Raw genomic sequence first — 14,641 nt, 5'->3', positions numbered from 1 at the left:
TTGGCGGGCTTTCTTGAAAGAAAGCCGCAGGGAGGTACTTATGGAGGATTTGGCAGGCTACCGGCGGGAGATCGACGAGATCGATTCCCAGCTGATCCCGCTCTTTGAGCGGCGGATGGACGTGGTGCGCGAGGTCGCGCGGTTTAAAAAGGCGCGGAACATGCAGGTCCTGCAGCGGGACCGGGAGCGCGTGGTGCTCGATAAGGCGGTCGCGCGGCTGCGGGACCCGGACTACGCGGCCGAGGCGGAACGGTTTATGAACGCGGTGATGGCGATCAGCCGGGCGGCCCAGCGGCGGGACATCGGCGGCGCGCTGCCGCGTGAGGCGGCCCCGCTGACCGGGAAGGTAGGGTACTACGGCGCGCCGGGCTCCTTCTCCGAGCAGGCGCTTGCCGACTACTTCGGCGAGGACCGGGAGCGGACCGCCTGCGCCGAGTTCGAGGACGTCTTCACCGCGCTGCGGGACGGGGAGATCGACTACGGCGTGCTGCCGATCGAGAACTCCTCCACCGGCGCGATCACGCGGGTATACGACCTGCTGGGCGGCTACGGCTTCTTCATCGTCGGGGAGCGCCGCCTGCGCATCCATCAGAACCTCGTGGGCGTGGCGGGCGCGACGCTCGACACGGTGCGCGCCGTCTATTCCCACGAGCAGGGCCTCGAGCAGAGCAGCCGCTTTCTGGCGGAGCACCCCGGCTGGGAACAGGCCGTGTTCCACAGCACCGCCGAAAGCGCCCGCCTGGTGGCCGACGGGGGCGACCCCGCCAAGGCGGCGATCGCGAGCGAACGCGCGGCCGCCCTCTATGGGCTCAGGATCATCGCCCCGGCGATCGAGAACAGCCGCCACAACGCGACCCGCTTCATCGTCATCGGGCGCGCGCTCGCGCCCGCCGGGGCGGACAAGGTGAGTCTCGCCTTCTCGCTCGACAACGAATCGGGCACCCTCTACAACACCCTACGGCACTTCGCCGACCGGCGGATCAACCTTGTGAAGATCGAGTCCCGGCCCATCCCCGAGGAGCTGTGGAGCTACCGCTTCTACCTCGACTTCGAGGGGGACGTCGACAGCGACGACGTGCGCGGCGTGCTCGCGGAGATCTCCGCCGGGGCCAAGGACTTCCGGCTGCTCGGCGCCTACCGGAGCGACCGGGACTGAACGGAATGAAAAACAGGCGGACGCAGTCGCGTCCGCCTGTTTTTTTGCGTTTTGCAGCGCGCTACGCCAGCGCGATGGGGATGAAATCGGGGAGGGCGGAGACGCGGTAGTCGCAGCCGACCGTGTCGACGGCGTCCTCCGGCGCGAGCCAGCAGGTGGCGACGCCGGCGTTTCTGCCGCCCGCCATGTCGGAGGTGAGCGAGTCGCCCAGCAGGATGACGCGGGAGGGGTCGGGGTTCCCGACTGCCGCGAGCACCGCGTCGAAATATTCCTTGCGCGGCTTTTGGAAGCCGATCTCCTCCGAGATGAACATGTCCGAGACGAGCGGGCGCAGGGGGGACTTTTCGAGCCGCCGCTTCTGGGTCGCGACAAGGCCGTTGGTGGCGATGTAGAGGGGGCGCTTTCCAAAAAGCGCCCGGCAGAGTTCGAGCGCGCCCTCGCGCAGATAGGCCCCCTCGCCGAGCGCGGCGGTGTAGGCGGCGTTGAAGGCGGCGGGGTCGAAGGACGCGCCGAGCGCGGCGGCGAGCCGCTCGAACCGCCCGACCCGCAGGGCCTCCTGCGTGGTGCCGCCCTGCTCGTAGAGCCTCCAGAGCGCGTCGTTGATCGCGTGGTAGCGGGCGTGGACCTCTTCGTTGAAGGGGACGCCGAAGGCGGCGCAGGTGCCCGCGAGGGCCTCGCGGGCAGCCCGCCGGTAGTCGAAGAGGGTCTCATCCGCGTCGAGCAGAATGACGTCGTATTTCATGGGAGGGTCCTCCTTTTTTGATACGTCCGAGGTAGTCGCGGGTGGCGGCGAACACCTCCGGGGAGAGCAGCAGCACCGCGATCAGGTTGGGCAGGGCCATGAGGCCGTTGAAGGTGTCGGAGACGCTCCAGACGAGCTGGAGGCTGCCCACGCAGCCGACGACGGTCATGCCGATGAAGCAGAGGCGGTAGCCGATGCGGGCGCGTGCGCCGAAGAGGTAGTCGACGGCGCGTTCGCCGTAGTAGGACCAGCCGAGGATGGTGGCGAAGGCGAAGCAGCAGACGGCCAGCGTGATGAACACCCCGCCGAACCGGCCGAAGCCGCTGGAAAAGGCGGCGATGGCGAGCTCCGCGCCGTCCCCGCCGAGCAGGTGCGCGCCCGAGGTGAGGATGGCCAGAGCGGTGATCGTGCACATGACGATCGTGTCGAAAAAGACCTCGAAGATTCCCCACATCCCCTGGCGGACGGGTTCCTTCACGTTGGAGGCGGAATTGACGATGACCGAGCTGCCGAGCCCGGCCTCGTTGGTGAAGACCCCGCGCGCCACGCCGTAGCGGACGGCGTCCGAGAGGATGAATCCCACCGCGCCTCCCCCCGCGGCCCGCAGGGTGAACGCGTCGGAGAGGATGGCGGAGAAGGCGGCGGGGATGCCGCGCCAGTTGAGGCAGATGATGAGAACGCCGCCGAGGGTGTAGGTGACCGCCATGAAGGGCACGAGGCGCTCCGTGACCGAGGCGAGCCGCTTGATGCCGCCGAGGATGACCACCCCGGCGAGGGTGGCGACGGCGATGCCGACGGCGAGCGGGGAGAGGCCGAAGGAGGAGGCGAGCGCCCCCGAAATGGAGTTGGCCTGGGTCATGTTGCCGATGCCGAAGGAGGCGGCCGCGCAGAAGACGGCGAAGAGGACCGCGAGCCAGCGGCAGCCGAGCCCCCGCTCGATGTAGACCATCGGCCCGCCGACCCATTTGCCCTGGGCGTCGCGGTAGCGGTAGCGGTTGCCGAGGACGTTTTCGGCGTATTTGGTCATCATGCCGACGAGCGCGGAGATCCACATCCAGAAGATGGCCCCCGGCCCGCCCGCTGTGATCGCGGTGGCCACGCCGACGATGTTGCCGGTGCCGATGGTGCCCGCCAGCGCGGTGGCGAGCGCCTGGAACTGGGAGATCGCGCCGGGATCGCGCCGGTCGCGCACATCGGGGCTGCGGAAGATGGCGAAAAGGGTGCCGCGCAGCCACAGCCCGAACCGCCGGAATTGGAAAAAACCGGTGCCGACCGTGAAATAGAGGCCCGCGAGCAGCAGGAAGCCGATCATGACGGGCCCCCACACGAAGCCGCCGACCAGTTGGTTGAGCGTTGCGATCCCTTCCGCAAGTTTTTCCATGTCATCCTCCCAGCGTGTTCCCGGGAAGTCCCGGAAACATCATAGCATTTTGCGCGCGGGCGCGTCAACGGCGCGCCCGCGCGCAAAAAAATTTGATTTTTTGCAAATAATCCCATATAATAGAACCATTGCACAACCGCGCCCGCGTCCGGCGGGCGCGGGACGTACCATTCCAACATATGATCGAGGAGGACGAAACATGTTAGTATCGGCGAAGGACATGCTTACCAGGGCCCATGAGGGACATTACGCGGTCGGGCAGTTCAACATCAATAACCTTGAGTGGACCAAGATGGCCCTGCTCGCGGCGCAGGAATGCAATTCCCCCATCATTCTCGGCGTCTCCGAGGGCGCGGGCAAATATATGTGCGGCTTCGAGACGGTCGCGGCGATGACCAAAGCGATGGTCGAAAGCCTCGGCATCACCGTGCCGGTGGCGCTGCACCTCGACCACGGCAGCTATGAGGGCGCCAAAAAGGCGATCGCGGCGGGCTTCTCGTCGGTCATGTTCGACGGCTCCCACTATCCGATCGAGGAGAACATTGAAAAGAGCAAGGAGATTATCGCGCTGGCCGCTTCCAAGGGCATTTCGGTCGAGTGCGAGGTCGGCGCGATCGGCGGCGAGGAGGACGGCGTCGTGGGCGGCGGCGAGGTCGCGGACCCCGCCGAGTGCAAGCGCATCGCCGACCTCGGCGTGACGATGCTGGCGGCGGGCATCGGCAACATCCACGGCCAGTATCCTGAAAACTGGAAGGGCCTCAACTTCGAGGTGCTCAGCGAAATCCAGAAGCTGAACCCGTCGATGCCGCTCGTCCTTCACGGCGGCACGGGCATCCCGGCCGACATGATCAAAAAGGCGATCTCGCTGGGCGTCAGCAAGATCAACGTCAACACCGAGTGCCAGCTCTCCTTCGCCGCCGCGACCCGCGGGTATATCGAAGAGGGCAAGGACCGGCAGGGCAAGGGCTTCGACCCCCGCAAGCTGCTCGCGCCCGGCTGCGACGCGATCAAGGCGACCGTCAAGGAGAAGATGGAGCTCTTCGGCTCGGTCGGCAAGGCGTAAAGCATAAAGAAAAAACATCCGCCGGCTAAACCGGCGGATGTTTTAGTTCTCACGCCTCCCCGGGACCCATACGTTTACGCCATTATTTTGTGCAGTCTTGCGCTATCTTTTCCCGCGTGAATCTGATATATTGACAGTAAAGACACAACGCCGATCAGTTGGGAGGGGTTCTGATGTTCAAAAAGTTTTTCTCCGTTTTGCTGGCGCTCTTCCTGCTTCTGCCCGGGCAGGCCGTGTCGGCGCAGGAAGCCGATTCCCTCTTTAACCGCGCACTGCGGAAGGAGCCCTATTCTGTGCTCGACGGCCGGCTGACCATCCGGATGCCGGCCGGAACCGAGGACGCGGCGATGCAGCCCGATATCATGGGACCCATGTCCTCCTCTGCGCGCGAGACCCGGCTGATGTCGGAAAATATCGGCGGCGCGGAGTTGGTTGTGTATGCGCAGGAGATGTTCTGCTATTCCACCGGCGATTTTGTAAAGGATCTGGAAATCATCTTTTCATCCAACTGGGAGGACGCGGAGTTCGGTTATGAGCTGGCCTGCTCGGAGCCCGGTTTTTCGGCGGCAAAGCTCAAAATCCCCGCGACAGACCCACAGGGTGAAGCGATCCTCGTCAGTGCCGTGGTGGTGCGGACCGCCGACAACGGACTCATTATGCTCTCTTTTCTGGTCACGCCCGAGGCCTACCGCTCCCCCGATCAATGCCGTGCGCTCTGCGACCGGGTGATTGCCACGCTGAAGCCGGGGGAACGGATGCTGAACACCGACGCCCGCAGGGAGACGCTGGATGCCGCGGGATACCAGATCAGCCTCGACAAGGATTATGTGGTGATCGAGCAGTTCGGCGTAGATTTTTTGGTCTACTACATCGATAAAGTGACCCCGCTGGGCACATCGGCCCCGTCGATGGGCATCTATCTGGGCTTCCACCCTTCGACGGACGGGAAGCCCTACGGTACGCAGAGCAAGGGCGCCATCCTCGGAAAGTCGGTCGTCTGGTCCGCCTCCGGCAATCGCGTGGAGACGCTCACGACGCTGAAGGGCGGCAACATGATGCACATCTTTATCACTGCCGACGATCAGGCCGACCGCGCCGCCCTCAAGAAGATGGCGCAGTCCCTCCAGGTAAAAACGAAGTGATATGCACGGTGGTAAAAAGGCCCGGATTTCGCATGAAATCCGGGCCTTGCTTATTGCTTTCAGAGAGCCCCGGCGGTAATGATATAGTTGCCGAGCGTCCGGACCTTTGCCGAGAACGCCCCGCGCCCGTCGGAATCGGCGGTGTACTTGAAGCGGCTGGTCACGTCCTTGAGGTCGCCGGCTTCGGTCGCCTCATAGATGTGGATCTGCCTGTGGGGGACCGTCTCCTCGCCGTCGAAGGTGAGGTAGGGGTTCGTGAGGGTGAGCGTGCCGCCCTTCGCGTCGGGGTTGCCGCGGAAGAAGCGGGTGTACATCTCCCCGAGAGGGGCCGTGTGGTTGCGGCCGGTGTCGGCGCGACGGGTCGAAAGCTTGGGCGCGTAGAAGATGTCCGAGCCGGAGAGCTCGGCGACGATGATGTCCTCGTCCTCCCAGGTGTAGTCGCTGTCCCCCTCCTGGGTCGGGGTGAGGACGATGTCCTCCGCGCCGATCGGGTGCTCGACGTCCTTGAAATAGAAGAGGTCGCCGTACCAGTCGGGGCTGGTTTTCAGGTAGGAGGAGGGGAAGAGGGTGTCCTCGGTGATGCGCAGCGTGTAGTCGATGACGATCTTCGCGCCGCTTTTGACCGCCAGCTCGGAGGCCGTACCGGTGTTCGCGCCGAGCGGGGAGACGGGCAGGGCGGTGTCCTTGACGGCGGTATAGGTCACCGTGAAGCCGATGCCGGTGTTGTCGTACATCCCGTCCTTCGAGAGGGTCACGACAAAGCAGGCGCCCGCCCCGACAATCGGCTCGTCCGACTGGCGGACCGACCGCGCGTTCATCGCGTTGGCGGTCGTCTTGACCGAGCAGCGGAAGGCGGAGGAGTCGTAGAAGACGGAGGAATCGGTGACCCGCCACAGCTTGCCCGAGTCGTCGTAGACCCGCTCGTCCGCGGCGACGGTCAGCGTGTTGCCGTAGACCGAATTGCCGTTTGCGAGGTAGCGGTGGGGGTCGTATTCATAGACCCTGGCGACAGCGGTCGTCTTGGAGTCGCCCGCGAGGGAGGGGGCTTTTTCCGCGGCGAAGGCGGGGGCCGCGAGGGAGAGCGCGCAGGCCAGCGCGAGCGCGGCGGCGAGAACGGAACGCTTCATATGAAATCCCTTCTTACAGATGAAAATTTTGGTGTAATCCTATGATATCCCCAAATCCGGCCCCCGTCAACCGCCGGGGGGCAAAGTTCAGAAACCGTTCAAATTCGCCGGGAATTGGGAAAAAACCAGGCACAATTCACAGGAAAAATGTTTACAATTTGTACTTGATTTCCCCTGCGGTTTGGGGTACTATATAGTTAGCACTCAAAGTAATAGAGTGCTAAAACACCGTATCAAACAGCTTTCACATAAAGGAGGAGGGTGTCTATGAACGCTCAGAAATTCACCCAGAAGTCGCTCGAGGCGCTGCAAAGCGCGCAGGACCTCGCGACCGAATACCAGAACATGCAGATCGAACAGCAGCATCTGCTCTACGCACTGATCGCGCAGGAGGACGGCCTCATCGGCCAGATGCTCAAAAAGATGGAGATCGACCCCGCCGCGCTGCTCTCCGACGTGCGCGCCGAGGTCGAGCGGTTGCCGCGCGTCTCCGGGCCCGGCCGCGAGCAGGGCAAAATCTACGTCTCGCAGGAGGTCGACCGCGCGCTGGTCCAGGCGGAAAAGCTCGCCGACCGGATGAAGGACGAATACGTCTCGGTCGAGCACGTCATGCTCGCGCTGCTCGAAAACCCGAACGGCGCGCTGGGGCAGCTCCTTTCACGCTTCCGCCTGACGAAGGACGGCTTCCTCTCGGCGCTGGTGAGCGTGCGCGGCAACACCCGCGTCACCTCCGACACCCCGGAGGACACCTATGACGCGCTGAAAAAGTACGGCACCGACCTCGTCGAGCAGGCGCGCAGCCAGAAGCTCGACCCGGTCATCGGCCGCGACAACGAGATCCGCAACGTCATCCGCATCCTCTCGCGCAAGACGAAGAACAACCCCGTCCTCATCGGCGAGCCGGGCGTCGGCAAGACGGCCATCGCCGAGGGACTCGCGCTGCGCATCGTGCGCGGGGACGTGCCCGAAAACCTCAAGGACCGCACGATCTTTTCGCTCGACATGGGCGCGCTGATCGCGGGCGCGAAATTCCGCGGCGAATTTGAGGAGCGCCTCAAGGCGGTATTGCAGGAGATCAAGAAGAGCGAGGGCAGGATTATCCTCTTCATCGACGAGCTGCACACCATCGTGGGCGCGGGCAAGACGGAGGGCTCGATGGACGCGGGCAACCTCTTAAAGCCGATGCTCGCGCGCGGCGAACTGCACTGCATCGGCGCGACCACCCTCAACGAGTACCGCCAGTACATCGAAAAGGACGCCGCGCTCGAACGCCGGTTCCAGCCGGTGCTGGTGAACGAGCCGACCGTCGAGGACACGATCTCGATCCTGCGCGGGCTCAAGGAGCGCTACGAGGTGTTCCACGGCGTCAAAATCCAGGACCAGGCGCTCATCGCGGCGGCGGTCCTCTCCAACCGATACATCACCGACCGCTTCCTGCCCGACAAGGCGATCGACCTTGTGGACGAGGCGTGCGCGATGATCCGCACCGAGATGGACTCGATGCCGTCCGAGCTCGACGACCTCTCCCGCAAGATCATGCAGCATGAGATCGAGGAGGCGGCGCTCAAAAAGGAGACCGACCAGATTTCCAGGGAGCATTTGCAGGAGATCCAGCGGGAACTCGCGGAAATGCGCGAGCGGTTCAAGGCGATGAAGGCCCGCTGGGAGAACGAAAAGAACGCGATCACCAAGGTGCAGAGGCTGCGTGAGGAGCTCGAGCAGGTGAACGCGGACATCGAGAAGGCCGAACGGGAATACGACCTCAACCGCGCCGCCGAGCTCAAATACGGCAAGCTCCCCGCCCTCCAGAAGGAACTGGAGGAGGAGGAAAAGCTCGCGGGCGCGGCGGAGAAGGACTCCACCCTCCTGCGCGACCGCGTCACCGAGGAGGAGATCGCGCGGATCGTCGGCCGCTGGACGGGCATCCCCGTGGCGCGGCTGATGGAGGGGGAGCGGCAGAAGCTGCTCCATATGGAGAGCATCCTGCATGAGCGGGTCATCGGTCAGGACGAGGCGGTCACCACCGTCAGCGAAGCGATTTTACGCTCCCGCGCGGGCATCCAGGACCAGGGCCGCCCGATCGGCTCCTTCCTCTTCCTCGGCCCGACGGGCGTCGGCAAGACCGAGCTCGCCAAGGCGCTCGCGCAGGCGCTCTTCGACGATGAGCGCAACATCGTGCGCATCGATATGAGCGAATACATGGAGAAATTCTCGGTCAGCCGCCTGATCGGCGCGCCTCCGGGATACGTCGGCTACGAGGAGGGCGGCCAGCTCACCGAGGCGGTGCGCCGCAAGCCCTACTCGGTCGTCCTCTTCGACGAGATCGAAAAGGCCCATCCCGACGTCTTCAATATCCTGCTCCAGGTGCTCGACGACGGCCGCATCACCGACAGCCAGGGCCGCACCGTGGACTTTAAAAATACGATCATCATCCTGACCTCCAACCTCGGCTCGCCCTACATCCTCGAGGGGATCGACGAAGACGGCCGGATCACCGAGGAGGCCCGCAAGGCGGTGGACGGGCTGCTCAAGCAGCAGTTCCGCCCCGAGTTCCTCAACCGCCTCGACGAGATCGTCTTCTATAAGCCGCTGCAAAAATCCGAGATCGCGCAGATCGTCGACCTGCTCATGGCCGACCTGCAAAAGCGCCTCGCCGATAAGCAGCTCACCCTGGCCCTCTCGCCCGAGGCGAAGGAGTATATCGTCGACCAGGGCTACGACCCCGTCTACGGGGCGCGCCCCCTCAAGCGGTTCCTCCAGCACAAGCTCGAAACGCTCCTCGCCCGCATGATCATCGCCGAGGACCTTGCCCCCGGCACCCGGCTCGAGGCAGTCATGGAAAATGATGATTTGGCAATCAAGGCTGTTTCATAATAGGAAAGGGACGCGCCCGGCTGGGTGCGTCCCTTTTTTAATCAGTTTTAGATTTTCCGACCGGCGGTCGCGGGGCTTTCTTCGCGCCCCTACAGGGCGCTTTTGTTGTGCCGCCTTCGGCGGCAGGGATTGCCGGGTTCCGCCCCGGCAGGCGGGTCCATTTCTTGATCGCCCAAGAAATGGACGAAAGAAGGGCGCTCAAGGGGGCTCACTTGAAGAAGATGGGGGCGCAAAGCTCGCCCCCTTGAGAATCCCCCGTCGCGTGGAGTCCGCCAGCCGCGGAAAGAAGACAAATGCCGAGGTATCAGCAAGAGGACGCCTACTGCGCCCGTTCGGGGTTCTCCGTCAGGCCCAGCAGGTAGTCGGTGGACACCCCGAAGTAGTCGGAGAGCAGCACCAGCCGTTCCAGCGAGGTGGCTTTCTTTCCACGTTCCATGTCGCTGATCTGCACGCAGGAAACCTGAAGAAGCTCCGCAAGCGCGGCTTGGGGAACGGCGCATTTCGTCCGGAGGGCGCGGATTCTCTGCCCAAAAATTTCTTTGTCCAGCATATCAAAATCCCCTTGACAAATAAGCTCTTAGCGAATATAATACAATTAAGCTAAAAGCTAATACCAAATATTCTACTCTAAGGTAAATATCATTATATCATATCAGGAGGGGTTGCGCCATGCTGTCGGAAGAATTTGAAGAATATCTGGGCGCGATGTACGAGCGGGCGCACCAGCGATTCCGGGAGAGCGGGGAGAGCCGCCTTTTGCGCGGGCGGCTGGACGACTGTGAGGCGGCCTGCCTGCAAAACGTCCATCCCAACGACCATTTTTTCGTCCATGACCTGCTGGCGGCTCTTGCCGACGCGGAAAGCGCGGAGGCGGAATACCTCTACCGGCAGGGCTACGCGGACTGCGTGGAATCCTTAAAACAGTTGCATGTCCTCTGAAAAAGGTGTATAATTCCCCCGTCTGAAAGGGGTTTTGACAATGCAAGTGACCGTGAGGAAGTTCACCGACGCCGATCTCCCGGCGATGACCGCCATCTGGAACGGGATCGTCGAGGAGGGGAACAGCTTTCCGCAGGACAGGCCCTTTACGGAGGAGGAGGCGCGGGAGTTTTTCGCGGCGCAGTCCTTCACCGGGGTCGCCGAAGCGGACGGGAAGGTGCTGGGGCTCTACATCCTGCATCCCAACAACGCGGGGCGCTGCGGACATATCGCAAACGCCTCCTACGGGGTGGCGTCCGGGGCGCGGGGCCTCGGCGTGGGGGAAAAGCTGGTGCGTCATTCGCTGGAGATGTGCCCGGCGTGCGGATTCGTGGGACTCCAGTTCAACGCCGTCGTCTGCACCAATACGGCGGCGATCAAGCTCTATGAACGCCTCGGGTTCGAGCACATCGGCACGACGAAAAACGGATACCGCTTCAAGGACGGCAGCTACGCGGACCTCTTCCTCTTCAATAAGCCGCTCATCTAGAATGAAGAATCCCCCTGCCGGCCAATGGCCGGCAGGGGGATTCTTGCGTCACGGGCGGCGCGCTGCCGGGAGGCAGGGCGCCGTGCCTGCGCCAAAAGCTTTGGGGGTTTCCAAAGGGGGCTTTCTCGAAAGCCCCCTTTGGCCTTAGTCGAGCTCCGCCACGCCGGTATAGAGCTGGTAGTAGCGGCCGTGCAGGGCGAGCAGGTCGTCATGGCTGCCGCGCTCGATGATCTCACCCTGTTCGAGCACCATGATGGCGTTCGAGTTGCGGACGGTCGAGAGGCGGTGGGCGATGACGAAGGTGGTGCGGCCCTCCATGAGCCGGTCGAGGCCATGCTCGATGTGGCGCTCGGTGCGGGTGTCGACCGAGCTGGTCGCCTCGTCGAGGATGAGGATGGGCGCGTCGGCGCAGGCGGCGCGCGCAATGTTGAGCAGCTGGCGCTGGCCCTGGCTGAGGTTTGCGCCGTCCCCCTCGATCACCGTGTCGTAGCCGTGGGGCAGGCGCATGATGAAGGAGTGCGCCGACGCGAGCCGCGCGGCCTGTTCGACCTCCTCGTCGGTGGCGTCGGGGCGTCCGTAGCGGATGTTGTCCCGCACGGTCCCGGTGAAGAGGTGGGTGTCCTGAAGCACCATCGCGAGCGACCGGCGCAGACTGTCCTTCTTGATCTGGCGGATGTCGATGCCGTCGATCGTGATGCGGCCCTCCGCGATGTCGTAGAAGCGGGTGAGCAGGTTGGTGACGGTCGTCTTGCCCGCGCCGGTGGAGCCGACGAAGGCGATCTTCTGGCCGGGCTTCGCGTAGAGGGAAATGTGGCGGAGCACGGTCTTTTCGGGGGCGTAGCCGAAGGTCACGTCCTCGAACCGGACGTCCCCGCGCACGGGGACGCGCTCGGCGGGGGCGCCGTCGTCGCGGTAGCGCTGCCAGTAGAAGGCGTGCCCGTCGCGGACGAGGTCGGCGGCGTGGGCGGGGTCGGGTTCCTCGACCGGCTCGCGCATGACCTCGTAGATGCGTTCCGCACCCGCGATGGCGGTGATGACCGCATTGTACTGGCTGGACGCCTCGTTGATCGGGCGGCTGAACTGGCGGGTGAGCTGGAGGAAGACGACCAGCCCGCCGACGCTGATAAAACCGAAAATCGAGAGGATGCCGCCGATGGCGGCGACGAGCGCGTAGTTGACGGTGGAGATGTTCATCATGACGGGCATCATGAGGCCGGAATAGCTCTGGGCGGTGGTGGCCGCCTCCTGGAGCTCGCCGTTGAGCTGGTCGAACTCCTCAAGCGCGTCCTGCTCGTGGCAGAAGACCTTGACGACCTTCTGGCCGGTGATGATCTCCTCCACATAGCCGTTGACGCGGCCGAGGTTGGCCTGCTGGGCGATAAAATATTTGCTGCTCACCTTCATGAGCCTGCCCGCGACGAAGAACATCAGCGGGGTCATGAGCAGCGTCAGGATGGTGAGCTGGATGCTCTTGGAGAGCATGAGCCCGAGGATGCCCGCGAGCGTGATGACGCTCGAAAAGAGGGAGGTCAGCGAGTTGGCGAGCGCGTCGTTGAGGGTGTCCACGTCGTTGGAGAAGCGGCTCATCATCTCGCCGTGGGTGTGGGTGTCGTAGTAGCGGACCGAGAGGTCCTGCAGGTGGTCGAAGAGCTCCCGCCGCAGGTCGTTGATCGAACGCTGGGTGACGGTGAGCATCAGGCGGGTTTGCAGGTAGCTCGCGCAAACCGCGACGAGGTAGATGCACAGAAGGGTGATGATCCCCTTGAAGAGGCCGGCGAACCGCGCGGCGACGGGGATGGCCACGACCGGCTCGAGGAAGTTGTCGATGATCGGCTGGAGCATGGCGGTGCCCGCCAGCGAAGCGCCGATGTTGAGCAGGACCATGACCGCCGCGAGGAAGAGCGCCGATTTGCGGCGGCGCAGGTATCCCCACACGAATTTGACCGCCGCGCCGAAGTTCTTCGGCTTCTGCTGGACGACGACTTTACGATGAGGCATTACGCATCCGCCTCCTTTTCCTGCTGGGAATAGTAGATCTCCTGGTATTCCTCGCTGCGCCCGAGCAGCTCGTCGTGGGTGCCCACGTCGGCGATCTGGCCGTCCGAGAGGATGACGATCTGGTCCGCGTCCTTCACCGACGAGATGCGCTGGGCGATGATGAATTTGGTGGTGCCGCTCAGCTCGGTGTCGAAGGCGTCGCGGATGCGGCGCTCGGTGGCGGTGTCGACGGCGCTGGTCGAGTCGTCGAGGATGAGGATGGGCGGCTTTTTGAGCAGGGCGCGCGCGATGCACAGCCGCTGCTTCTGCCCGCCCGAGACGTTGACGCCCCCCTGCTCGATCCAGGTGTCGTAGCCGTTCGGGAAGCCCATGATGAAATCGTGGGCCTGGGCGGCCTTTGCCGCCGCCTCGACCTCCTCGTCGGAGGCGTGCTCGTCGCCCCATTTGAGGTTGTCGCGGATCGAGCCCGAGAAGAGGGTGTTCTTCTGGAGCACCATGCCGACCTGGCTGCGCAGCGACTCGACGGTGTATTCCCGCACGTCGCGCCCGTCGATCAGCACGCGGCCCTCGGTGGCGTCGTAGAGGCGGGGGATGAGCTGCACGAGGGAGCTCTTGCCCGCGCCGGTGCCGCCGATGACGGCGACCGTCTGGCCGGCCTTGACCGAGAGGGTGATGTCCCGCAGGACGTTTTCCCCGTTGGCGGGGTCGTATTTGAAGGAGACGTGCTCGAAGGTGACGTCGCCGCGAATCGGGCGTTCGCCGGCGCCCTGCTCGTCAGTGAGGTCGACCTCGGTGTTCAGCACCTCCATGACGCGCTTGTAGGAGGCGGAGGCGCGGGAGAAGAGGACGAACATCATCGAGAGCATCATGAGAGACATGAGGATCTGGAAGATGTAGTTGATGAAGGCGACCATCTGGGCGGCTTGGAGCTCCCCGCGGATGACCTGCCCGCCGCCGAACCAGATGACCGAGACGGTGGCGAGGTTCATGACGAGCATCATAACCGGCATGTTGAAGATGACGACGTTCATCGCGCGCAGGGAGGCGCCGGTGAGGGCGTCGTTGGCGGATTTGAACTTCCGTTTCTCATAGTCCTGCTGCACGAACGACTTGACGACGCGCACGTTGGTGAGGTTCTCCCGCACGCTGCCGTTGAGGGCGTCCATGCGCGCCTGCATCTGGTTGAAGAGGGGCAGGGCCGTCTTGATGATGAAGCCGAGCGCGAGCAGCAGGGTGGGGATGATGACGACGAGCACGACCGCCAGCCGGGCGTTCATCCGCAGCGCCATGATCATCGCGAAGACGAACATGAGCGGCGCGCGGATCATGAGGCGCAGGCTCATGATGCCCGCGTTCTGAAGAAGCGTCACGTCGTTGGTGAGACGGGTGGCGAGGGAGGCGGTGGAGAAGTCGTCGATGTTCTTGAAGGAGAAGGTCTGCACCTTCTCGAAAAGGCCGCGGCGCAGACCGGCTGCAAAGCCGACGCCCGCCCTGGCGGAATGGCGCGCGTTGCCGAAGCCCGCGACGATCGCGAGCAGCGCGAAGAGGATCATCAGCGCGCCGACGCCGAGGATGAAGGGGATGTTGCCCGTCTGGATACCCCGGCCGACGATGTCGGACATGAGCGTCGGCTGGACGACCTCGCAGACGACGTCGAGCAGCATGAACGCGACGGCGATCATGACCGACT

The 14,641-nt window shown here is 63.9% G+C and carries 12 protein-coding genes; 6 read left to right on the top strand and 6 right to left on the bottom strand.

Annotation, left to right across the window (positions count from 1 at the left end):
* Nucleotides 1-40: 40 nt before the first annotated feature.
* Nucleotides 41-1,156, top strand: a complete 1,116-nt coding sequence (pheA, locus tag ACZO3G_RS08550) for a prephenate dehydratase (RefSeq protein WP_276871865.1) — start codon at nucleotides 41-43, stop codon at nucleotides 1,154-1,156.
* A 61-nt stretch (nucleotides 1,157-1,217) separates the two neighbouring features.
* On the opposite strand, the gene ACZO3G_RS08545 is transcribed toward pheA, so the two are convergent.
* Together ACZO3G_RS08545 and ACZO3G_RS08540 are read right to left on the bottom strand one after the other, a co-directional pair.
* On the bottom strand, nucleotides 1,218-1,898 hold the full coding sequence (locus tag ACZO3G_RS08545) for a YjjG family noncanonical pyrimidine nucleotidase (RefSeq protein WP_276871863.1): 681 nt from the start codon (nucleotides 1,896-1,898) through the stop codon (nucleotides 1,218-1,220).
* Nucleotides 1,864-3,279: an alanine/glycine:cation symporter family protein gene (locus ACZO3G_RS08540; RefSeq protein WP_276871862.1), complete on the bottom strand. Its 1,416-nt coding sequence runs from the start codon at nucleotides 3,277-3,279 to the stop codon at nucleotides 1,864-1,866. The genes ACZO3G_RS08545 and ACZO3G_RS08540 overlap by 35 nt, the downstream gene beginning before the upstream one ends.
* Nucleotides 3,280-3,478: 199 nt before the next feature.
* Between ACZO3G_RS08540 and fba the strand changes: the two genes are divergently transcribed.
* Nucleotides 3,479-4,342, top strand: a complete 864-nt coding sequence (fba, locus tag ACZO3G_RS08535) for a class II fructose-1,6-bisphosphate aldolase (RefSeq protein WP_276871860.1) — start codon at nucleotides 3,479-3,481, stop codon at nucleotides 4,340-4,342.
* 173 nt (nucleotides 4,343-4,515) lie between these two features.
* Nucleotides 4,516-5,484 carry a hypothetical protein gene (locus ACZO3G_RS08530; protein WP_276871858.1) on the top strand — a complete coding sequence of 323 codons (969 nt, stop codon included), beginning with the start codon at nucleotides 4,516-4,518 and terminating at the stop codon, nucleotides 5,482-5,484.
* A gap of 59 nt (nucleotides 5,485-5,543) precedes the next feature.
* Here ACZO3G_RS08530 and ACZO3G_RS08525 read toward each other — a convergent pair whose 3' ends face one another.
* Nucleotides 5,544-6,611 (bottom strand): hypothetical protein, encoded by a 1,068-nt coding sequence (locus ACZO3G_RS08525; RefSeq protein WP_276871857.1) that lies wholly within the window; start codon nucleotides 6,609-6,611, stop codon nucleotides 5,544-5,546.
* A 267-nt stretch (nucleotides 6,612-6,878) separates the two neighbouring features.
* On the opposite strand from ACZO3G_RS08525, the gene clpB reads away from it, so the two are divergent.
* Nucleotides 6,879-9,485, top strand: a complete 2,607-nt coding sequence (gene clpB, locus ACZO3G_RS08520; RefSeq protein WP_276871856.1) for an ATP-dependent chaperone ClpB — start codon at nucleotides 6,879-6,881, stop codon at nucleotides 9,483-9,485.
* A gap of 319 nt (nucleotides 9,486-9,804) precedes the next feature.
* Here the strand turns inward: clpB and ACZO3G_RS08515 are convergent, their stop codons facing one another.
* Nucleotides 9,805-10,035: a helix-turn-helix domain-containing protein gene (locus ACZO3G_RS08515; protein ID WP_101549815.1), complete on the bottom strand. Its 231-nt coding sequence runs from the start codon at nucleotides 10,033-10,035 to the stop codon at nucleotides 9,805-9,807.
* Between the two features lie 119 nt (nucleotides 10,036-10,154).
* On the opposite strand from ACZO3G_RS08515, the gene ACZO3G_RS08510 reads away from it, so the two are divergent.
* Nucleotides 10,155-10,424, top strand: coding sequence for a hypothetical protein (locus tag ACZO3G_RS08510; protein ID WP_276871853.1), 270 nt, complete (start codon nucleotides 10,155-10,157; stop codon nucleotides 10,422-10,424).
* Nucleotides 10,425-10,464: 40 nt separating this feature from the next.
* Complete coding sequence (locus tag ACZO3G_RS08505; RefSeq protein ID WP_276871851.1) at nucleotides 10,465-10,953, top strand: GNAT family N-acetyltransferase; 489 nt, start codon at nucleotides 10,465-10,467, stop codon at nucleotides 10,951-10,953.
* Between the two features lie 144 nt (nucleotides 10,954-11,097).
* Here the strand turns inward: ACZO3G_RS08505 and ACZO3G_RS08500 are convergent, their stop codons facing one another.
* Complete coding sequence (locus ACZO3G_RS08500) at nucleotides 11,098-12,951, bottom strand: ABC transporter ATP-binding protein (RefSeq protein WP_276871849.1); 1,854 nt, start codon at nucleotides 12,949-12,951, stop codon at nucleotides 11,098-11,100.
* Nucleotides 12,951-14,633, bottom strand: a complete 1,683-nt coding sequence (locus ACZO3G_RS08495; protein ID WP_486847059.1) for an ABC transporter ATP-binding protein — start codon at nucleotides 14,631-14,633, stop codon at nucleotides 12,951-12,953. The genes ACZO3G_RS08500 and ACZO3G_RS08495 overlap by 1 nt, the downstream gene beginning before the upstream one ends.
* Nucleotides 14,634-14,641: the final 8 nt, after the last annotated feature.

The organism is Anaerotruncus sp. (genome assembly GCF_057433415.1).
Note: the sequence above shows the minus strand (reverse complement) of the source record. Positions and strands in the feature narration are given on the sequence as shown.